Origin of the sequence: Aquabacterium soli, assembly GCF_003933735.1 — a bacterium.
GTDB lineage: Bacteria > Pseudomonadota > Gammaproteobacteria > Burkholderiales > Burkholderiaceae_C > Aquabacterium > Aquabacterium soli.
Window position 1 is genome coordinate 1 of record NZ_RSED01000031.1, and the last position, 19,369, is coordinate 19,369.

General features: G+C 65.8%; 20 protein-coding genes and 1 tRNA gene. 13 read left to right on the forward strand and 8 right to left on the reverse strand.

The window, feature by feature from the left end; genetic code table 11:
• The first annotated feature begins 236 nt into the window (after positions 1-236).
• Entirely contained in the window at positions 237-1,022 is a 786-nt protein-coding gene (locus EIP75_RS22530) for an exodeoxyribonuclease III (protein WP_125245453.1), read from the forward strand.
• Positions 1,023-1,278: 256 nt separating this feature from the next.
• The gene (locus EIP75_RS22535) at positions 1,279-1,605 is read left to right on the forward strand and encodes a chorismate mutase (protein WP_125245454.1); all 327 of its coding nucleotides are present in this window, start codon (positions 1,279-1,281) and stop codon (positions 1,603-1,605) included.
• A gap of 21 nt (positions 1,606-1,626) precedes the next feature.
• On the opposite strand, the gene EIP75_RS22540 is transcribed toward EIP75_RS22535, so the two are convergent.
• The gene (locus tag EIP75_RS22540) at positions 1,627-2,544 is read right to left on the reverse strand and encodes a LysR substrate-binding domain-containing protein (RefSeq protein ID WP_125245455.1); all 918 of its coding nucleotides are present in this window, start codon (positions 2,542-2,544) and stop codon (positions 1,627-1,629) included.
• Positions 2,545-2,647: 103 nt separating this feature from the next.
• Between EIP75_RS22540 and EIP75_RS22545 the strand changes: the two genes are divergently transcribed.
• Positions 2,648-3,865, forward strand: coding sequence for an MFS transporter (locus EIP75_RS22545; RefSeq protein WP_125245456.1), 1,218 nt, complete (start codon positions 2,648-2,650; stop codon positions 3,863-3,865).
• Positions 3,862-4,671, forward strand: coding sequence for a 2,5-didehydrogluconate reductase DkgB (dkgB, locus tag EIP75_RS22550; protein WP_125245457.1), 810 nt, complete (start codon positions 3,862-3,864; stop codon positions 4,669-4,671). Before EIP75_RS22545 ends, dkgB begins: the two co-directional genes overlap by 4 nt.
• A gap of 9 nt (positions 4,672-4,680) precedes the next feature.
• Here dkgB and mutY read toward each other — a convergent pair whose 3' ends face one another.
• The 3 genes from mutY to mutM all read right to left on the reverse strand — a co-directional run bounded on the left by mutY (position 4,681) and on the right by mutM (position 8,822).
• Positions 4,681-5,796: an A/G-specific adenine glycosylase gene (gene mutY / locus EIP75_RS22555; RefSeq protein ID WP_233585004.1), complete on the reverse strand. Its 1,116-nt coding sequence runs from the start codon at positions 5,794-5,796 to the stop codon at positions 4,681-4,683.
• On the reverse strand, positions 5,793-7,874 hold the full coding sequence (locus EIP75_RS22560; protein WP_125245458.1) for a dynamin family protein: 2,082 nt from the start codon (positions 7,872-7,874) through the stop codon (positions 5,793-5,795). Before EIP75_RS22560 ends, mutY begins: the two co-directional genes overlap by 4 nt.
• A 129-nt stretch (positions 7,875-8,003) precedes the next feature.
• Positions 8,004-8,822, reverse strand: a complete 819-nt coding sequence (gene mutM / locus EIP75_RS22565) for a bifunctional DNA-formamidopyrimidine glycosylase/DNA-(apurinic or apyrimidinic site) lyase (RefSeq protein WP_125245459.1) — start codon at positions 8,820-8,822, stop codon at positions 8,004-8,006.
• A gap of 230 nt (positions 8,823-9,052) precedes the next feature.
• On the opposite strand from mutM, the gene EIP75_RS22570 reads away from it, so the two are divergent.
• The 8 genes from EIP75_RS22570 to EIP75_RS22605 all read left to right on the forward strand — a co-directional run bounded on the left by EIP75_RS22570 (position 9,053) and on the right by EIP75_RS22605 (position 15,768).
• Positions 9,053-10,861 (forward strand): tetratricopeptide repeat protein, encoded by a 1,809-nt coding sequence (locus EIP75_RS22570; RefSeq protein WP_233585005.1) that lies wholly within the window; start codon positions 9,053-9,055, stop codon positions 10,859-10,861.
• Positions 10,858-11,457, forward strand: coding sequence for an outer membrane lipoprotein LolB (locus EIP75_RS22575; protein WP_125245461.1), 600 nt, complete (start codon positions 10,858-10,860; stop codon positions 11,455-11,457). Before EIP75_RS22570 ends, EIP75_RS22575 begins: the two co-directional genes overlap by 4 nt.
• A gap of 41 nt (positions 11,458-11,498) precedes the next feature.
• The gene (gene ispE / locus EIP75_RS22580; protein ID WP_125245462.1) at positions 11,499-12,377 is read left to right on the forward strand and encodes a 4-(cytidine 5'-diphospho)-2-C-methyl-D-erythritol kinase; all 879 of its coding nucleotides are present in this window, start codon (positions 11,499-11,501) and stop codon (positions 12,375-12,377) included.
• Positions 12,378-12,496: 119 nt separating this feature from the next.
• A tRNA-Gln gene (locus EIP75_RS22585) sits at positions 12,497-12,573 on the forward strand.
• 119 nt (positions 12,574-12,692) lie between these two features.
• On the forward strand, positions 12,693-13,655 hold the full coding sequence (locus EIP75_RS22590) for a ribose-phosphate pyrophosphokinase (protein WP_125245463.1): 963 nt from the start codon (positions 12,693-12,695) through the stop codon (positions 13,653-13,655).
• Between the two features lie 82 nt (positions 13,656-13,737).
• Entirely contained in the window at positions 13,738-14,361 is a 624-nt protein-coding gene (locus tag EIP75_RS22595) for a 50S ribosomal protein L25/general stress protein Ctc (protein ID WP_125245464.1), read from the forward strand.
• A 111-nt stretch (positions 14,362-14,472) separates the two neighbouring features.
• The gene (gene pth, locus EIP75_RS22600; RefSeq protein WP_125245465.1) at positions 14,473-15,144 is read left to right on the forward strand and encodes an aminoacyl-tRNA hydrolase; all 672 of its coding nucleotides are present in this window, start codon (positions 14,473-14,475) and stop codon (positions 15,142-15,144) included.
• Between the two features lie 54 nt (positions 15,145-15,198).
• Positions 15,199-15,768, forward strand: coding sequence for a hypothetical protein (locus tag EIP75_RS22605; protein ID WP_233585006.1), 570 nt, complete (start codon positions 15,199-15,201; stop codon positions 15,766-15,768).
• Here EIP75_RS22605 and EIP75_RS22610 read toward each other — a convergent pair.
• The 3 genes from EIP75_RS22610 to rsmD form a co-directional block, all read right to left on the reverse strand.
• Entirely contained in the window at positions 15,752-16,024 is a 273-nt protein-coding gene (locus tag EIP75_RS22610) for a YfhL family 4Fe-4S dicluster ferredoxin (RefSeq protein ID WP_125245467.1), read from the reverse strand. The genes EIP75_RS22605 and EIP75_RS22610 overlap by 17 nt on opposite strands.
• A gap of 12 nt (positions 16,025-16,036) precedes the next feature.
• Positions 16,037-16,531 carry a pantetheine-phosphate adenylyltransferase gene (gene coaD, locus EIP75_RS22615; RefSeq protein WP_420797183.1) on the reverse strand — a complete coding sequence of 165 codons (495 nt, stop codon included), beginning with the start codon at positions 16,529-16,531 and terminating at the stop codon, positions 16,037-16,039.
• A 69-nt stretch (positions 16,532-16,600) separates the two neighbouring features.
• The gene (rsmD, locus tag EIP75_RS22620) at positions 16,601-17,236 is read right to left on the reverse strand and encodes a 16S rRNA (guanine(966)-N(2))-methyltransferase RsmD (protein WP_233585007.1); all 636 of its coding nucleotides are present in this window, start codon (positions 17,234-17,236) and stop codon (positions 16,601-16,603) included.
• 82 nt (positions 17,237-17,318) lie between these two features.
• On the opposite strand from rsmD, the gene ftsY reads away from it, so the two are divergent.
• Entirely contained in the window at positions 17,319-18,584 is a 1,266-nt protein-coding gene (ftsY, locus tag EIP75_RS22625; RefSeq protein ID WP_199758677.1) for a signal recognition particle-docking protein FtsY, read from the forward strand.
• A gap of 4 nt (positions 18,585-18,588) precedes the next feature.
• Here the strand turns inward: ftsY and EIP75_RS22630 are convergent, their stop codons facing one another.
• Positions 18,589-19,350 carry a DUF2726 domain-containing protein gene (locus tag EIP75_RS22630; protein ID WP_158622964.1) on the reverse strand — a complete coding sequence of 254 codons (762 nt, stop codon included), beginning with the start codon at positions 19,348-19,350 and terminating at the stop codon, positions 18,589-18,591.
• Between the last annotated feature and the right edge of the window lie 19 nt (positions 19,351-19,369).

Below are 19,369 nucleotides of genomic sequence, written 5' to 3' on the forward strand. Positions count from 1 at the left end.
CTCAAGACCCTGTTCATGCTCAGCAACCTATGGATGGTGCGGGGCAAACTGATGGCTGGTGGGGCATGAGTGCGCCCAAAACCCAGGCTGCGGTGACTTTGCAGGGCCAGAGCACCGCTTGAAGTCGCTTTGGAGCCCCATTGAGCTCGTCCTTGATACAGCCGGTGCATTTGTCGATGCCATCACGCCGTCCAGCTCCTCGCAAACGAGTTATTCAGACCATCCCTAGAAAACTCATGAAACTCTCCACCTGGAACGTCAACTCCCTGTCCGTGCGCCTGCCCCAGTTGCTCGACTGGCTGGCCGCCAACCCGGTCGACGTGATCGTGCTGCAGGAAACCAAGCTCACGGACGACAAGTTCCCGCATGCCGAGCTGCTGCAGGCCGGCTACCACGCGCACTGGTTCGGCCAGCGCACCTACAACGGCGTGGCTCTGCTCAGCCGCGTGGAAACCACCGACGTGGTGCGCAACATCCCCGGCTTCGAGGATGAACAGGCCCGCGTGATCGCCGCCACCGTGCCGCACCCGACACTGGGCCATGTGCGTGTGATCAACGGCTATTTCCCCAACGGCCAGGCCCCCGACAGCGACAAGTTCGTCTACAAGATGCGCTGGCTCGATGCGCTGCGCGAATGGGTGCGCCAGGAACTGCTCGCCCACCCCAATCTGGTTCTGATGGGCGACTACAACATCGCCCCCACGGATGACGATGTACACGACCCCGTCGCCTGGGCCGGCCAGATCCACTGCACGCCCGAAGAGCGCGCGCATTTCCAGCAGTTGCTGGGCCTGGGCCTGACCGACAGCTTCCGCATGTTCGAGCAGGCACCGCGCCTGTGGAGCTGGTGGGATTACCGCAACCTGGCCTTCCGCAAGAACCAGGGCCTGCGCATCGACCACATCCTGGTCAGCGATGCACTCAAGCCCCACGTGAGCGCCAGCGCCATCGACAAGCTGCCGCGCAAGAACGAGCGGCCCAGCGACCATGCCCCTGTCGTGACCTCGCTCACGCTGTCCTGACCCAGACAAAGCACCACGGCTTGACGTGCCCATCGGGGCACGGTTAGCATGGGCTCCATGAACACCGCGTTCCAAGCACTCAACACCGCACAGGCCGTCCAAGGCCTGTGGTGGCGCCGCCATGTCCCGGCGGCCTTGCGTGCCTGAAGAACCTCACAGCGTTCGTTCACCACACCAGCCGCCCATCCAGGCGGCTTTTTCATGCGTGCACACCTGAGATGGGCGACCACCCTCCCCCGATTCCAGGAGCATCGACATGACCTTCACCCCCACGGCCCCCATTGTCGCCCACTGCGAGAGCCTGGACGAAGTCCGCATCCGCATCGACCAGGCTGATCGCCAGTTCGTGGCCCTGCTGGCAGAGCGCGCGCAGTACGTGCGCCAGGCTGCTCGATTCAAGCGGGATCTGCAGGACGTGCAGTCGCCCCAGCGTGTGCAGCAGGTGCTCGAGCGCGCGCTGGCCCAGGCCCGCGATGTGGGTGCCCCACCGGCCGTGGTCGAGGCCACCTACCGCGCCATGATCACCGCCTTCATCGACGATGAGGCCCGCCAGTTCGACGCGCTGCACGCCGTTCAGGCATGAGCGCCCTTGTGGGCGATGGCATCAGGCCGGCACGTGCCAGGGCGCCTTGGCCATGTGCTCGGCCATGAAGTCAAGAAAGCACGTGATGCGCGGCGACACCTGGGCACTGCGGTAATACACCGCGTGGATGGGCTGCAGCACCTGCACCGTGTCGCGCGGCAGCACCTGCACCAGGTCACCCCGGCGGCGATCTTCATGCGTCATGAAGTCGGACAGGCACACCAGGCCCTCGCCCTGCAAGGCCAGCAGGCGCAGCGTCTCGCCGCTGGAGGCCTTCATCGTGGGCCGGATGTGCAGGCGCTCTCCGTGGTCGCCGCGCAAGGGCCAGTGGTTCAGTGATTCGCGCTGAGAAAAACCGAGCAGCACGTGCTTGCCATGCTGCTGCAGATCGGCGGCGTTGCGCGGGCGCCCATGTGCTTTCAGGTAGGCCGGGCTGGCCAGCACCTTCAGCGCACTGCCACCCAGCGCCTTGGCGCGCAGGGTCGAATCGCGCAGCGGGCCGATGCGCAAGGCCACGTCGGTGTCTTCTTCCAGCAGGTCGATCACCAGGTCATCGGTGTTGAGCTCCAGGTCGATCTGCGGATAGCGCTGGCGGAAATCGGCCACCAGCGGCGCGACCACGTGCAGGATGAAGGGTGCGGCGGCGTTCACGCGCAGGCGCCCGGCCGGCTGCAGGCGGCGGGACAGCAACTGGTCTTCGGCCTCGTCCACCGCCGACAGGATCGTGCGGGCATGCGCCAGGAAGGCATGGCCTTCATCGGTCAGGGTCAGGCGTCGCGTGGTGCGTGTCAGCAAGGTGGTGTCCAGCTTGCCTTCCAGGCGGCGCAAGGCCCGGCTGATGCCCGACACGGTCTGTCCCAGTTGTTCGGCCGCCGAAGTGATGGAGCCCGTGTCCACCACCGTGCGAAAGGCCAGCAGTTCTTCGAGCGTGGTTTTCATGCCGCTTGATTGTTGATTTTCAGTCAACAACATTTTGCCAATACACAGCTTTTTCAGCAAACCCATCGAGCCCACACTCCTTCCATCGTCAAGGAGTGCCCTCATGCCCATTGCCCTGCTCGCGCTGACGCTCAGCGCCTTCGCCATCGGAACGACCGAGTTCGTCATCGTCGGCCTGCTGCCCACGGTGGCCGCCGACCTCGGCATCACCCTGCCCTCGGCCGGCCTGCTGGTCAGCCTCTATGCACTTGGCGTGGCCATCGGCGCGCCCGTGCTCACCGCCCTCACCGGCCGCGTGCCACGCAAGGCCTTGCTGCTCGGGCTGATGGCCCTGTTCACCGCGGGCAACCTGCTCGCCTGGCATGCGCCAGACCACACCTCGTTGATCACGGCACGCATCCTGACCGGCCTGGCCCACGGCGTGTTCTTTTCGATCGGCTCGACCATCGCGACCAGCCTGGTGCCGAAGGACAAGGCGGCCAGCGCCATCGCGATCATGTTCACGGGCCTGACGGTGGCCTTGGTCACGGGGGTGCCACTGGGCACCTTCATCGGCCAGCATTTCGGCTGGCGCGCCACCTTCCTGGCCGTCGCCGGCCTGGGCGCGATCGCTTTCCTGGGCAGCCTGCTGTTCATCCCCCGCCACATTGCGCACCGGGCACCTGCCTCGCTGGCCCAGCAGGCCCGCGTGCTGGCCGAGCCTCGCCTGTTGCTGGTCTATGCCAAGACGGCCATCGGCTATGGAGGCTCCTTCATCCCCTTCACCTTCCTGGCCCCCATCCTGCAGCAGGAAGCCGGCTTTGGTGCCAGTGCCGTGGCCTGGGTGATGCTGGTCTACGGTGTGTCGGTGGCGTTTGGCAACCTGTGGGGTGGCCGCCTGGCCGACCGCCACGGCCCCATCGCCGCGCTCAAGCTGATCTTTGCGCTGCTGGCCGTGGTGCTGCTGGTGCTCACCTTCACCGCGCACCACCCTTGGCTGGCCGTGGCCACGGTGCTGGCCTGGGGCGCGGTGGCCTTCGGCAACGTCCCGGCCCTGCAGGTCTATGTGGTGCGACAGGCAGAGCGCTACACGCCTGATGCGGTGGACGTGGCCTCCGGCCTGAACATCGCCGCGTTCAACCTGGGTATTGCGGGTGCCGCATGGGCCGGCGGCCTGATCGTGACATCCTTCGGGCTGATGCACACGCCGTGGATCGGTGCCCTGGTGGTGCTGGTCGCCCTGGCCCTGACCTACCTCAGTGGCTCGCTGGACCAAGGGAACTCTGCCCGCGCTCCGGCCATCCACCCTGAACTCTCCACCAACGAAAGACCTTGCGCATGAACAAGCAGATCCCCGCCTTCGGCCTGGGCACCTTCCGGCTGAAAGGCCAGACCGTCATCGATTCGGTCAGCACCGCGCTCGAGCTGGGCTACCGCGCCATCGACACGGCCCAGATCTACGGCAACGAGGCCGAGGTGGGCCAGGCCATCGCGGACAGCCCCACCTCGCGAGATGACCTGTTCATCACCACCAAGATCTGGACCGACAACTTCAGCCGCGACAAGCTGCTGCCCAGCCTGCAGCAAAGCCTGGAGAAACTGCAAACCGAGCATGTGGACCTGACGCTGATCCACTGGCCCTCACCCGGCAACGCCGTGCCGCTGGCCGAAACCCTGGCCGCCCTGGCGGATGCGCAATCGCGTGGGCTGACCAAGCTGATCGGCATCTCCAACTTCACGGTCGACCTGATGAAGCAATCGGTCGACATCCTGGGCAAAGGCAACATCGCCACCAACCAGATCGAACTGTCGCCCCACCTGCAGAACCGCAAGGTGGTGGATTACGCACGCAGCCAGGGCATCCACATCACGTCCTACATGACGCTGGGCTACGGCAAGGTGCTGGAGGATCCGGTGATCCAGGAGATCGCCAGCAGGCACCAGGCCACGCCGGCCCAGGTGGCCCTGGCCTGGGCCGTGCAGCTGGGTTATGCGGTCATCCCCTCGTCGACCAAGCGTGCCAACCTGGAAAGCAACCTCAAGGCGCTGCAGTTGAAGCTGAGCGAGGATGACCTGGCACGCATCGCCACACTGGAGCGCAACGGAAGGCTGGTGAACCCGGACGGTCTGGCGCCCAAGTGGGATTGACCAGTTTGCTCAGGGCGCCGGCAGCAGCTTCTTCAGCGGTGCCGGCAGCCCCACGGAGGCCAGTTCGCTGACCCGCACCCAGCGGCCCACGCCATCCGCATCGGCACCAACGGCCACGCCCGTCAGATGCTTCAAGTCTGCGGCACAGGGCGCCTGATTCAGCAGCGAGCGGCGCGGATGCAGGCGCCAGTCCAGGTGGGTCAGCACGTGGTTGATCACAGGCTGGATCTCGGGCTTCTGGGCACCGACCTGCTTCGCAGCCTCGGCGAGGAGCTCTTCAGAATCGAACAGCGGCAGCGTCCACAGGCCACCCCACACGCCGGTGGCCGGGCGCTGCACCAGCCACACCTGTTCGTCGTGCTCCAGCCAGAGCCACCAGCTCTCGCGCTTTGATCGCTTGAGCTTGCGCGTCTTGACCGGAAACGCCTCGGGCTGGCCTTCACGCCTTGCCACGCAGATGTCGGACCATGGACAGGTCAGGCAAGCCGGCTTGCGCTGCGTGCACAAGGTGGCGCCCAGGTCCATCACACCTTGCGTGTAGGCCGGCATGTCAGCCGCCTTGTCGGGCAGCACGGCCTCGGCCGCCAGCCACAGTGAACGCTCATTCGCCGCCACGGACAGGTCCTCGCCCCAGCCCAGCACGCGGGTCAGCACACGCTTGACGTTGCCATCCAGGATGGCGGTGCGCTCATGGAAACAGAAGCCTGCGATGGCCGCGGCCGTGGAGCGGCCGATGCCAGGCAAGGTCATCAGCACCTCGGCCGTTTCAGGAAAGCGCCCACCATGCTCGCTCACCACAGCCTGGGCGCAACGGTGCAGGTTGCGCGCACGGCTGTAGTAGCCCAGGCCGGCCCACAGCGTGAGCACTTCATCGAGCGGCGCGGCAGCCAGGGCCGCCACATCCGGAAAGGCTTTCAGGAAACGATCGTAGTAGCCCAGCACAGTGCTCACCTGCGTCTGCTGCAGCATGATCTCCGACAGCCACACGCGGTAGGGATCCTGCGTGTTCTGCCAGGGCAGGTGATGGCGCCCCTGCTGCCGTTGCCAGGCCACCAGGCGGTCGGCCAACATGGGCGACGCCGAACGGGCTGCCTGCAGCAGCCCTTGCTGAGCGGGCGATGTCATGCGGACTCGGAAGCGCGGCCGGTGGGCAGAGCCTGGAAGGTCATCAGGTGGCGGGCGGTGTCTTCCAGCGGCAGATCGATGTCGGCGCCTGTGCCGCCATCCAGCGGCATGGCCGCGGTGGATTCCTCGAACACCGACACCAGCTCATCTGAGGTTATCGGGTCGCTCGTGGCCTGGGCCACCAGTTCATCGATCAGCACGCCCAACCGCGTCTGCAACTGCAGCACCCTCTCATCCTGCGCCTGCACTTCCTGCAAGCGGATGTCGAGCTCGTTGGAGGCGGTCTGGATGCGGTCCAGCGACTCGTAGCGGCGCTTGAAATTGCGGCGGCGCTCGCGCAACTGGCTGTCCACCTGGGCAGACGCCGTCTTGTTCCACAGCTCGATGTCGTTGCTCACCGTCTCGAACACCACGCGCAGGCGCGAGATCAGCATGCGGCGGAACTGCTCCTGAAAGCCCGGCTGCGCCAACCGGAACGCCTGACTCAGGCCCAGGTACTGCACATAGTTGCGCTCGATCAGGTCGAGGTCTTCGCGGTAGCGGCGCACGTCCACGGCTTGCTCGGCCTGCAGGCCGAAACCGAATTCAGCGTTGAGCTTGCCGAACGAGGCCACCAGCATGGCGTGGATCTCGTCGCTGCGCTGCTGCGCCTGCTCGATCAGTCCGCGCAGGCGCGCGCACAGTTCAATGAAGGCCTTCTTGGCGCCCAGCGGCAGCCATGAGCCGCCCAGCACCTGCTGCAGCACGTCCACCTCCTGGCGCAGGCGCTCAGCGGACAGGTCGTACAGCGATTCCTTGAGCATGCGCGCATGCACGCTGCGCATGGCCGCCAGGCGTGCCGTGCACTGCTCGAACTCGTTGGCCTCAGCCTGCACGCGCTGCAGCATCAGCTGCACCTTGCCGCCGCTCTTGCCGCGCAGGCCGCGCAGCTCCAGCATCTGTTCAGCATGGTGGCGGCGCAACTCGCCGAAGCGCCGCGTCAGTTGCTGCTGCAGGCCGCGTGCACCGTCCACGGCACCTTGGGCCAGCGTTTCGCGCCGCTTGGGCAGCAGGCCTTCAGACAACGCCAACTCGAAATCTTCAAGGCGGCTGGCTTGCAGGCCTGCCACGTCATGGCCCAGGCGCGCGGCCAGGGCCTGGCGCGCCGAGATCGGGAACACGTGCTCGGCGGGGATGTCCAGCGTCTGCGCCACGCTTTCGCACTGGCGCACGATGGTGGCCTGCACCTGCTCAGGCGTGCTGAGCGGATCGGCCAGCGTGTCGATCTTGTTGAGCGCCACATAGCGCGCCAGCGCAGGCCCGCACAGGTGATCACGCCAGATGCTGAGGTCAGAGCGGGTGACACCCGTGTCCGCCCCAAGGATGAAGACCGTGGCATGCGCCTGCGGCAGCAGACCCAGCGTCAGTTCGGGTTCGGTGCCGATGGCGTTCAGGCCCGGGGTGTCCAGCACCACCAGGCCGCGCTTGAGCAGCGGGTGCGGCAGGTTGATGCGCGCGTGGCGCCACACTGGCACTTCCACCTGCCCGTCTGCTGACAAGGGAGGGTTGTCATCGGTGCGCTCGTCGTCCCAGAAGCCCAGCGCACGGGCCTGGTCCTGGCTGACCTGGCGGGTGCGCATCACCTCGCCCAGGGCCTGGGCCATGCCATCGGGATTGGTCAGGTCGAGCGCGATGTGGCTCCAGGCCACGGGCGTGCGGCGGTACTCCACCAGCGAGGTGGGCTCCAGGCGCGTCTCGATGGGCAGCAGCGACAGGCCGATGGGATCCTCGGCGTCATACCCCAGCTCGACCGGGCACATCGTGGTGCGCCCCGCCGAAGCCGGCATCATGCGGCGGCCCTTGTCGGAGAAGAAGATGGCGTTGATCAGCTCGGACTTGCCGCGCGAGAACTCGGCCACGAAGGCCACCATGAGCTTCTCGCCAGACAGGCGGTAGCGCATGGCATCGAACCATTCCGACATGCCGTCGTCGAGCAGGTCATGCTCTTTCACGAACTTCGCAAGGGCGGCCAGGCGGGCGTCAGTGGCCACGCGCCAGTGGCCCAGGGCATCGAGATGGCTGGCAAAAGTCGGCTTCATCGTAGGGGCATCCTAGCGCATCCGGTTCACGCGCATACAAGCAAAAACCAGGGCACCGTGCGCACCTGCGGCCACAAAAGTCGCATTTTGACCGCAGTTGTGCAGCCTAGGCGCAATCTTTCAAAAGGATCACGGCCGCTGGCAACGCACGCAGAAGTAGGTGGAACGCTGCCCCTGTACCAGCCGGCGCACCGGCGTGAGGCACACCGTGCAGGGCAAGCCGGCACGGTCGTACACCTTCGTGGACAGCTGGAAGTGGCCTGCATTGCCATGGGTGTCCCGGAAGTCCTTCAAGGACGAGCCCCCGGCCTCCACCGCCTCGTGCAGCACCTCGCGCACGGCCGACACCAGCTTCTCGCAACGCGCCAGGCCCACGCGCTGGGCTGGGGTGGCGGGGTGAATCCCTGCCCGGAACAACGCCTCGCTGGCGTAGATGTTGCCCACGCCCACCACGATGTCGCCCGCCAGCAACGCCTGCTTGATCGACACCCGGCGCCCCGCCACGCCCGCCCTCAGGTGTGCGGCTGTCCACTGCAGCGAAAAAGGCTCGACCCCCAGGCCCTGCAGCAGCCGACCCACCAGCCCTTCTTCCGGCGCGGTGCCCCACACCACGGCGCCAAAACGGCGCGGGTCGTGCAGCCTCAGGCAGCCCTGGCTGGTCAACAGGTCGAAATGATCATGCACCCCGGCAGGTCCTGGGTCGTCCGAGAACAACAGCGATCCCGACATGCCCAGGTGCAGCAGCAGCCCCCCGCCCGGCGCCAGCGGCATCCACAAATATTTACCTCGCCGGATCACCGTGCCCACCGTCGTGCCTCGCAGCGCCGCCAAATCCTGCCCCAGCGGCCAGCGCAAGGGCTTGCCCAGGCGGACGTCCCGCACCGACGCCCCGTCGATACGGTGGGCAAAGCTGAGGCGTGTGACTTCGACTTCGGGAAGTTCTGGCATAACGGATGACCACCTGGGGGAACCGCCTCGCTTTACAAGGCTCAGACCAAGCTCAAACGGCCCAAACCGGCATCATCGCGCAAGAACAGGGTGCGATGAATTGCCACCACGAAGCTTCATGGCTCGCCCGCGTGCCTAGAATGCACTTCAACGATGGAGTGTTCATGCACCTGCGCTTTTCCGCTGCCCCCCAAACTGCCCCCTTTCGCCCGACGCCGCTGCGCTGTTCGGTGACCCTTGCCCTGGCGACCTTGCTGTGGGCATTCGCCCCCGGGGCACATGCCCAGGAGCAGCCTGCGCCGGCCGCGTCCCAGACGCCCGCAACGCCGACCCCGGACAAGGCTGACAGCAAGCCACCCGAGCGTGGCCCTCAAGTCCGCAACTCGGCCTTGGACAGCAACCTGTTCTACCAATTGCTGATCGGCGAGATCCAGGCGCGAGATGGTGACTACGGCACCTCCTACCAGCTTTACTTCGAAGCGGCCAAACGCCTGAAGAGCAGTCAGCTCTACCAACGTGCTGTGGATGTGGCCCTGCAGGCCAGAGCCGGTGAACAAGCCCTCGTGGCCGCCCAGGCCTGGCGCCAGGCGCTGCCGCAAGACCGCGAGGCGTCGGAGTACACCGCCCAGATCCTGATGGCCCTGGGACGCACCAGCCAACTGGCAGGCCCGCTTGAAAGCCTGATCCGTCTGACGCCAACGCCGCAGCAGCCTCAGGTGATCGCCTCGCTGCCCCGCTCGCTGAACCGCATGACAGACCGCAAGGCCGCTGCCCGCGTCGTCGACGAAGCCACGGCGCCCTGGCGCGAGCCTCTGCCGGGCATGGCCGAGGCCTGGGCCGCCAGCAGCGAAGGTTGGCTGTCCGCAGGCGATCAGGCGCAGGCCGAAGCCGCGCTGCTCAAAGCCCGCGATGCCAACCCGAACCTGTTGGCGGTGGGCTTGCTGGCCCTGGACCTCATGGGCCGCAACCCGGCGCTCGAATCCATCGTCACCGCACAGCTGAAGGCGCAGCCTTCCGTGGTGCTGCGGCTGGCCTATGCCCGCAAGCTGGCCACCACGCAGCGGCTGAAAGAAGCTGGAGAACAACTCGACGCCATCGTCGCCGAACAACCCGACAACGCCGGGGCGTGGATCACATTGGCCGCGGTGCGATTGGAGCTCAAGCAGCTCGACTTGGCCGAGCAGGCCACCACACGCTTCCTGGCCTTGCAGGAGCCCGCCAACAAGCCACCGTCCGTGACGGCTGCCCTGGCCGATGCCGCCCACAGCGGGTTGGACCCCGAGGCCGGCTACCTGATGATGGCGCAGATCGCCGAGAACCGAGGACGCATCGGCCTGGCCGACGACTGGCTCAAGAAGGCAGACCCCGCCGGCACCAAGCTGCGCATCCAGGCCGCACGCGCACGGCTGATGGCGGCCAATGGCAAGGTCGAACAAGGGCGGGCTCTGATCCGAGCCATCCCCGAGGCCGAACCTCGCGACGCGCTGACCAAGATCGCTGCCGAATCCCAGCTGCTGCGCGACGTGGGCCAGGAAGCCGAAGCCTACAAGCTGCTGGAAGAAGCCAACAAACGCTTCCCCGACGATCCCGATTTCCTGTATGACCAGGCCATGCTGGGCGAAAAGCTCAAGCGCTTCGACGATTCGGAAAAACTGCTGCGCCGCGTCATCGAGATCAAGCCTGATCACTCGCATGCCTACAACGCGCTGGGCTACAGCCTGGTGGACCGGGGCATCCGGCTGGACGAAGCCCGCACCTTGATCACCAAGGCACTCGAACTGCGCCCGGGCGACCCGTACATCACCGACAGCCTGGGCTGGCTGGAGTTCCGCGCTGGCCGCCCTGAAGAGGCCGTGAAGTGGCTGCGCCAGGCCTACCTGAGCAAGTCCGACACCGAGATCGCCGCCCACCTGGGCGAAGTGCTCTGGACCATGGGACAACGCGATGAAGCCCTGCGCATCTGGAAAGAAGGCATCGCGCAGGATCCTCGCAACGAAACGCTGCGCGAGACGATCAAGCGGCTGCAGGCGCCCCTGTGAGGGCCAGTCGAAGCCTGTCGGTCGCGGCGCTTGCCGTGGTCGTGCTGCTGTCGGGTTGCGCGCACCGGGTGGGCACGCCAGACACTGCCGGTTCATCGGCCGACAGCGGCCCGGCAACTTCCGCGCCAACCCATTACAACGGCCCCTGGGACGGCCGCATGAGCCTCAAGCTCGCCGCCTTCGGCCAAGAGGCCGCCAAGGGTGTGCAGGTCACCTTCAACCTCGATGGCACGCCGGCCCGTGGCACGCTGGACCTGTCCACGCCGCTGGGCACGCGCATGGCCTCCGTGCAGTGGCATGAGCGCATGGCCGTGCTGCGCACCTCCGATGGCGAGCAGCCCTTTGAATCGCTCGATGAATTGACTCGCCACGTGCTGGGCGAGGCCTTGCCCATCCCGGCCCTGATGGCCTGGCTGGAGGGTGGCCCGGCGGCTGATCAAGCCTGGCAAGGCCAGCCCGAGGGCAACCGGCAGCAGTTCACCCAGGCCGGCTGGCAGGTGGACCTGCGCGAGCGCGACAGCGGCTACATCGACGCACAGCGCCCCGCCAGCCCCAGCCAACGCGGCGTCACGCTGCGGGTCCGCATCGACCGCTGAGGCGCCAGCCTGCTGGCGCCGCCTCTCACTGAAAGCATCTCATGCCTGCCTTGAGCGATCTGCGCGCCCCGGCCAAGCTCAACCTGTTCCTGCACGTCACGGGCCGCCGCCCCGATGGCTATCACCTGCTGCAATCGGCCTTCGTGCTGATCGACTGGGCCGACACGCTGCACATCGAGACACGCACAGACGGTCAGTTGCGCCGCCACGACCTGGGCCCTGCCCTGCCCCCTGATGACCTGTGCCTGAAAGCCGCTCGCCTGCTTCAAGCCGAGAGCGGCTGCACACTCGGCGCCGACATCCACATCGACAAGCTGGTGCCCTGGGGTGCCGGCATGGGCGGCGGCAGCTCTGATGCGGCCACCGTGCTGCTGGCCCTCAACCAACTGTGGAACCTGCATTGGCCGGGCGAGCGGCTCGAAGCACTGGCCCTGCGCCTGGGCGCCGACGTGCCCTTCTTCATACGCGGACAGCATGCCTGGGTAGAAGGTATCGGCGAGCAGATCACGCCGATAACTTTGCCCGCCGATACATTGGCCACACCACTGGCGGTGCTCAAGCCGCCAGTGACCATCCCCACCGTGGCGATTTTCAACAACACCGGCCTGAAACGCGACACACCCCATGCTATAGTCGCGGCCTTTCTTGCAGCGCCCAGGCGCTTCGGACACAACGATCTGCAAGGGCCCGCAACGGCCTACAGCGATCAGGTCGTCCAGGCGCTTGAGATCATGCAAGACCGCTTCGGCAACAGCCGGATGACGGGATCAGGCAGCGCAGTGTTTTCCTGGGTCGAACCAGAGTTCGCAACGGAATACGCAGGCGCCACCGACACGGTCCCATCGTTCAGCCCGCCTGATGTTGGTCTGGCAGATCCCACATGGGCCGGTCGACTCTGTCGTCTGCTGCCAGGTGAGTGAAAAAATTTCGCCACACCGCAGCAAACGACGAAAAAACCGGCATACAATGTGAGGCTTACGCGGAGATCCGGCGAAACACCAGTTTCGGCTCCGGTCTGGCAACAGATCGAAGCCTGTGTAGGGGAGTCGCCAAGTTGGTTAAGGCATCGGATTTTGATTCCGACATGCGAAGGTTCGAATCCTTCTTCCCCTGCCACACTGCACACCGGATCGTTGCTGACAAGTTGTTCCCCCTGATTCAAGAAACACGCTGTGCCGCCCTTTGATCGTTCAGATCATTCACCGGGCGGCATTGGTTTTTTCTGAGTTTGCCCCATGCTCTCTGATACCGTCGTGTTCACCGGCAACGCCAATCCGGCGCTGGCCCAGGAAATCGCCTCCCACCTCGGTCTGGAGCTCGGCAAAGCCGCAGTCGGCCGTTTCTCCGATGGTGAAACCACCGTCGAGATCCAGCAGAACGTGCGGGGTCGCGAGGTCTTCGTGGTGCAGTCCACCTGCGCCCCGACCAACGACAACCTGATGGAACTGCTGGTGATGGTCGACGCGCTCAAGCGCGCCTCGGCCCAGCGCATCACGGCCGTCATCCCCTACTTCGGCTACGCCCGCCAGGACCGCCGCCCCCGCTCCACCCGCGTCCCCATCTCGGCCCGTGTCGTGGCCGATCTGCTGGAAACCGTGGGCGTCGAGCGCGTGCTGACGATGGACCTGCACGCCGACCAGATCCAGGGCTTCTTCCGCATCCCGGTCGACAACATCTACGCCTCGCCGGTGTTGCTGTCCGACCTGCAATCCAAGCGCTACGACGACCTGGTCGTCGTGTCGCCTGATGTGGGCGGCGTGGTGCGCGCCCGTGCGCTGGCCAAGCAACTGGGCTGCGATCTGGCCATCATCGACAAGCGCCGTCCCAAGGCCAACGTGTCCGAAGTGATGCACGTCATCGGCGAAATCGACGGCCGCAACTGCGTGATCATGGACGACATGATCGACACCGCCGGCACACTGGTCAAGGCCGCCGAGGTGCTCAAGGAGCGCGGCGCCAAGAGCGTGTACGCCTACTGCACGCACGCCGTGTTCTCGGGCCCGGCCATCGAACGCATCAAGGCATCGCACCTCGACGAGGTCGTGATCACCAACACCATTCCGCTGAACGGTTCGGCCCAGGACACGACGAAGATCCGTCAGCTGTCCACGGCCTTCCTGTTCGCAGAGACCATCCGCCGCATCACCGACGGCGACTCGGTCACTTCGCTTTTCTCGGAGCAGAACAACAACTTCTGAGCCGAGTCGCTGGCCTGGTGCATGCACCGGGCCTTTTCCCAGGCGCCTGGTCGCGGGCGCCTTACTTCACCTGGAGTCATCCATGAAATTCACCGCTTTTGAGCGCAATCTGCAGGGGACCGGAGCGAGCCGCCGCCTGCGCATTTCCGGCAAGGTGCCCGGTATCGTTTACGGCGCAGGCCAAGAACCCAAGAACATCGAAGTCGACCACAACGCGCTGTACCACGCCATGCGCAAGGAAGCCTTCCACTCGTCCATCCTCGAGATGGACCTGGGCGGCAAGGTCGAGAAGGTTCTGCTGCGCGACTACCAGACGCACCCCTACAAGCAGCAAGTGCTGCACGTGGACTTCCAGCGCATCGACGCCACCACGCGCATCCACAAGAAGGTGCCCCTGCACTTCGTCAACGAAGCCGAGTCGCCCGCTGTCAAGCTGGACAAGTGCCTGATCAACCACGCCGTCGCCGAACTCGAGATCGAATGCCTGGCCGAGAAGCTGCCTGAATTCCTGACGATCGACCTGGGCCATGTGGTCAAGGGCCAGTCCATCCACGTGGACGACCTGAAGCTGGACGCTGGCGTGAAGGTGCTGACCCACGGCCGCAAGAACCCGATCATCGCCTCCGTGGTCGAGCCCGTGGTCGAAGAGATCGTGGCCGCCCCCGTGGTGGCCGAGCCTGCCAAGGGCAAGGGCAAGAAGAAGTAATTCTTCGGCCCTGCTCTCCAGCAGACCAAGCCCCGCCCCGGCGGGGCTTTTTCTTGGGCGGGCCACTCGCCGGCCCGATGCCCTCATCGTTTTTTGCGCGACACTTCGGCCATGATTCGACTCTTTGTGGGCCTGGGCAACCCGGGCACCGAATACGACGACACGCGGCACAACGCCGGCTTCTGGTACATCGACCAGCTGGCACGCCGGTTGAACGTGCACTTGGCCATGGACCGGAGCTACCACGGCTTCGTGGCACGGGCCAACACACCGCAGGGCCCGGTGTGGCTGCTGCAGCCGCAGACCTACATGAACCTGTCGGGCAAGTCGGTGGCCGCATTGGCGCGCTTCTTCAAGATAGCGCCCAACGAGATCCTGGTGGCGCACGACGAACTCGACATGCTGCCCGGGCAGGTCAAGATCAAGCAAGGTGGCGGGCACGCCGGCCACAACGGCCTGCGCGACACGCATGCACAACTCGGCTCCCCCGACTACTGGCGCCTGCGCCTGGGCATCGGCCACCCAGGCATCAAGGCCGAGGTGGCCGCCTATGTGCTGCGCAAACCCCCGATGAGCGAGCGCGAATTGATCGAGCAATGCATCGACAAGGCGCTGCAGGCCACTGATGCGCTGCTGGCAGGCGACATGGCCAAGGCCACGGCAGCCATCCATGCCGGCGCGCAACGCCCCAAACCGCCCAAGCCCGCCCGCCCAGTGGCCGATGCGGCCGGTGTGGCAGATCTGTCCGCGTCCGAAAAATCAAGCACCCCCAAAGAGGGATAGTCGCCCCAGGGGAACGGCACCAAACTGGTCTCAAAACACCAGGGGATCGTTTCCATGAACCACGACACCGCACGAGCCATCCTCGCGGCGGCAGCCCTCATGACCGTGCAGGCCTTGTTGCTCGCGGCACTGGCCACCAGCGCCGCCCACGCGAGCACGGTCTATCGCTGCGCCCCGCCTGCAGGCAGTGCCGCCGTCACCTACCAGACTCAACCGTGCACCGAGGGGACTGGGGCGCAAGTGCGCACGCTTGATACCCGCACACGCGAGCAGCAGTCGCAGGCCCTTGCCAACCATGCACGGCAGATGGCATGGCTGGATAGGCAGGAACCGCAGGCATCCTCGTCGGGCAAATCGCGCGCGTCCTCGAAGAAGCGCCGAACCAAGCACAAGAATGCGTCAGGCACGGGCAACAGGCAGGCCAGTCCAGCCGTGCCGTTGACCAGCCACCGCATCGGCCGGCGGCCATTCGAAGGGCTGGGCCAGAAGGTCACGCCACCAGATCGGTCTGTGACCAAGCCCAAGAAGCTCAAAGTCTCGCCCTATGACCTGCTGGCGCGGACACCCGCACCAAGCAAGCAGACTCAGCAGTCCAGCAGCAGAAATCTCAAACCTTCTCCGTGACCACCAAGGCCAGCGCCTGAAGGTTGAGGTACTTGTCCATCAGTTGTTCTTGAGTCTCAGGGTGGTCCGCATCTTTCGGGATGCACTCCACAGGGCATACCTGCACGCATTGCGGCTCGCCAAAGTGGCCCACGCACTCCGTGCACCGGGCCGGGTCGATCACGTAAAAATCCGGACCCATTGATATGGCCTGGTTGGGGCACTCCGGCTCGCAGACATCGCAGTTGATGCATTCGTCCGTGATCTTCAGCGCCATCGCGGTGCCCCTTCAGGACTTGCTGGCCACGCGGGCCTTCAGGCGTGCCAGCACCGAAGGCGCCACGAACTTCGACACATCACCGCCCAGCATCGCGATCTCGCGCACGAAGGTGCCCGACACGAACTGGTACTGATCAGATGGGGTCAAGAACACCGTTTCGACCTCGGGCATCAACTGGCGGTTCATTCCCGCCATCTGGAATTCGTATTCAAAATCGCTGACAGCGCGCAAGCCACGCACCACCACCTTGCCCTGGTGCCCCACCACGAAATCTCGCAGCAGCCCCTCGAAAGCGATCACCTCCACGTTGGGATGCTCTGCGGCCAACTCTTTGGCCATGGCCAGGCGCTCATCCAGCGAGAACATGGTTTTCTTGTGGTGCCCCGCCGCCACCGCCAGAATGAGGCGATCGAACAGGCGACTGGCCCGAGCCATCAGGTCGGCGTGCCCCAGTGTCATGGGATCGAAGGTGCCGGGGTAGACGGCGATCGTGGTGGACTGCAAAGTCACAGGCAAAACTCCAGGGCCCTCAGCCGCGATCCGAGGGCTTGATGAAACGGACACAGTGTAGGCTCAGATGCCCTGGGCGTGGCCGCCCGGCGGGCTGGCCACACGCTCGATCAGGTGATAGTGCACCACGCCGGCCCTGCCCTGGCGGTGCAACCGCAGGCTTGCGGGCAAATGAAGGGCATGCGCGCCCTCTCTGACAGGCGAGCTTGGGTCAACGCAAGGCATGGGCGCCTCCAGGTAGATCCAGCCGCCCACCGGGATACAAGTGACGGCTGCCTTCAGTGCAGCATCGAACAAACCGGCATCGAAGGGCGGGTCCAGCAGCACCAGATCGAAGCCGCCTGGCTGTTGCACGCCCTGCCGCGTCATCCAGGCCACAGCGTCTGCCGCCTGGACAGTCACCGCCGAGGCACCCAGCTTCTGAACATTGGCCTGGATGTGCCGCACCAGTGCGGGCTCGCGTTCGAGCATCACCACGGCATCGGCGCCGCGTGAGGCGGCCTCGAGCCCGAGCGCACCGCTGCCGGCAAAGGCATCCAGCACTCGCCAGCCACTCAGATCCTGGCCCAGCCAATTGAAAAGGGTTTCTCGCACGCGGCTGGAGGTGGGCCGCAAGCCGGGCCAAATGGGCACGCTGAGAGGAGTGCGCTTGAAGCGCCCACCGATCAGGCGCACCTCTTGCGGCGCCTGGCGTGCCACCCTGCGAGCCTGGTCGCCAGCCAGTGACTGCTCAGGCGCAGAACGGGCAGTCGGAGGCGTGGAAGCAGCACGTGATCGGCGCATGACTCTGGGGTCTCGGGGAAATGGGCAGGTGGCGACTGCGACGGCAGGCCGCGCGCCTCAGCCGGCGGATTGTAGGCGCCACGAACGGCCCGCCTACAATCGGGGCATGTTCAGTTTCATCAAGAAAAAGCTGGGATGGGGCAGCAGCGATGCGCCGACCGCAGGTCAGGATGCACCGCCAGCGACGGCCACGCCACCATCCTCCACTTCAGCCGCACCGGCGCCGGTGATCCCGCTGCCATCGCACGTCGCCGCTCCCGCACCAGCCAGCCCGGCCGTGCAGGCCGCTGCGCAGCCTGCCTTCGATGCCGTGGCAGAGCCTGCCGTCGTTCAGCCGCAGGCCAAGCCGGAGCGCGGCTCCTGGATGGACCGCCTGCGCAGCGGACTGCGCAAGACAGGGTCGTCGATCACGCAGGTGTTCACGGGCACCCGCATCGACGATGAGCTCTACGAAGAACTCGAAGCTGCCCTGCTCATGGCAGATACCGGCGTGGCGGCCACCCAGCACCTGCTCGACGACCTCAAGCGCCGAGTCAAGGAGAGCAAGGCCACCACCCCGGCTGCTGTCAAGGGTTTGCTGCTCGATGCCATTGCCGAGCTGCTGGCCCCGCTCGAAAAGTCCCTGACCGTCGGACTGCACACCCCCACGGTCATCATGGTGGCGGGGGTCAATGGCGCAGGCAAGACCACCTCCATCGGCAAGCTCACCCGCTATCTGTCAGACCATGGCCAGCGTGTACTTCTGGCTGCTGCCGACACCTTCCGCGCAGCGGCCCGCGAGCAGTTGGCCGTGTGGGCCGATCGCACCCAGGTGCAGATCGTGAGCCAGGAAGGCGGTGATCCTGCTTCTGTGACCTTCGATGCGGTGCAGGCCGGGCGCTCGCGCGGCTGCGATGTGGTGATCGCCGACACGGCGGGCCGACTGGCCACACAGTTGCACCTGATGGAAGAGCTCAAGAAGATTCACCGCGTCATCGGCAAGGCCATGAACGGCGCACCTCACGAAGTGCTGCTGGTGGTGGACGGCAACACGGGCCAGAACGCCCTGGCCCAGGTCAAGGCCTTTGACGAGGCATTGGGCTTGACGGGCATGGTGGTGACCAAGCTCGACGGCACCGCAAAGGGAGGTGTGCTGGCCGCCATTGCGCTGTGGTCGCGTCAGCGTGGCACGCCAGTGCCGGTGTACTTCATCGGTGTCGGCGAGAGCCTGGAAGACCTCCAGACCTTCAACGCGCGAGAGTTCGCCCGGGCGCTGCTGGAATGAGCGGTCAGCGCGGCCCCAGGGGGGCTGCGCCAGAGTGCTCCGACTCAAACCAGGTCGAGACGGGCCTGGGGCCCTCCGTGTCCGCGCCCAGGTTCAGGTCGACCTCGACACCTTCCTGCACCGCCAATCCTTCGAGCGAGGTACCGGCAGAAACAGGCGGCACCTTGGCACGCACTGCCGTGTCCACCAGCGTGGCCCCGGACTTGGTCATGAACACCATCGGGCCGCCCAGCACGGTTTCCCGGGCCACGGCAGGGCCTGGCAAGGCGCCCTCCAGCCAGACATGCACAGGGATCCCGGCGGCTTCCAGCACGCGGTCCATGCGCGCCTGGCGGCGCTGGGCCCGGTCCTTGTCACGCGCAATCGGGTTGCGGATCTCGACCACCGCCACCACCTGAGAGGTGGCATCGCACACGACGATGTCCGCACAAAGACCACCCACTCGGCGCATCCACTCCGCATAGGAGTTGCGCGTGGGCACCTTGATGAAACGGGCCAGCGGCACCTGCGCCAGGATCATGTGCTCTGGAAGCGCCCTGCGCAGGGTCTGATGGGCCTCACGCTCGGGGCCGGTGAGCAGGCGCGTGGACGAGGGCTCCCATGAGGCCACGGTGTCGAGCTCTTCGGCCTGAGCCTGGGCCTGGCGGCTGCCCCGCTTGGCGACGCCCTGGCCGCCCTGTCGGCGACTGCGCACGAAGAGCACGCCGCCCCCCACCACGAGGATCACCAAGAGAAGCAACAACAAAGGAACAAGCGTATCGGTCACGGTCAACGAAGCTCAGGAA

Bases quoted from the DNA above. Each gene is read 5' to 3' on its own strand.
- EIP75_RS22535 (WP_125245454.1), top strand. From the start codon at position 1,279: ATGACCTTCACCCCCACGGCCCCCATTGTCGCCCACTGCGAGAGCCTG.
- EIP75_RS22590 (WP_125245463.1), top strand. From the start codon at position 12,693: ATGCTCTCTGATACCGTCGTGTTCACCGGCAACGCCAATCCGGCGCTG.
- EIP75_RS22560 (WP_125245458.1), bottom strand. From the start codon at position 7,874: ATGAAGCCGACTTTTGCCAGCCATCTCGATGCCCTGGGCCACTGGCGC.
- EIP75_RS22540 (WP_125245455.1), bottom strand. From the start codon at position 2,544: ATGAAAACCACGCTCGAAGAACTGCTGGCCTTTCGCACGGTGGTGGAC.
- EIP75_RS22610 (WP_125245467.1), bottom strand. From the start codon at position 16,024: ATGGCGCTGAAGATCACGGACGAATGCATCAACTGCGATGTCTGCGAG.
- EIP75_RS22545 (WP_125245456.1), top strand. From the start codon at position 2,648: ATGCCCATTGCCCTGCTCGCGCTGACGCTCAGCGCCTTCGCCATCGGA.
- EIP75_RS22605 (WP_233585006.1), top strand. From the start codon at position 15,199: ATGAACCACGACACCGCACGAGCCATCCTCGCGGCGGCAGCCCTCATG.
- ispE (WP_125245462.1), top strand. From the start codon at position 11,499: ATGCCTGCCTTGAGCGATCTGCGCGCCCCGGCCAAGCTCAACCTGTTC.
- EIP75_RS22530 (WP_125245453.1), top strand. From the start codon at position 237: ATGAAACTCTCCACCTGGAACGTCAACTCCCTGTCCGTGCGCCTGCCC.
- mutM (WP_125245459.1), bottom strand. From the start codon at position 8,822: ATGCCAGAACTTCCCGAAGTCGAAGTCACACGCCTCAGCTTTGCCCAC.
- ftsY (WP_199758677.1), top strand. From the start codon at position 17,319: ATGACTCTGGGGTCTCGGGGAAATGGGCAGGTGGCGACTGCGACGGCA.
- EIP75_RS22595 (WP_125245464.1), top strand. From the start codon at position 13,738: ATGAAATTCACCGCTTTTGAGCGCAATCTGCAGGGGACCGGAGCGAGC.
- mutY (WP_233585004.1), bottom strand. From the start codon at position 5,796: ATGACATCGCCCGCTCAGCAAGGGCTGCTGCAGGCAGCCCGTTCGGCG.
- dkgB (WP_125245457.1), top strand. From the start codon at position 3,862: ATGAACAAGCAGATCCCCGCCTTCGGCCTGGGCACCTTCCGGCTGAAA.
- pth (WP_125245465.1), top strand. From the start codon at position 14,473: ATGATTCGACTCTTTGTGGGCCTGGGCAACCCGGGCACCGAATACGAC.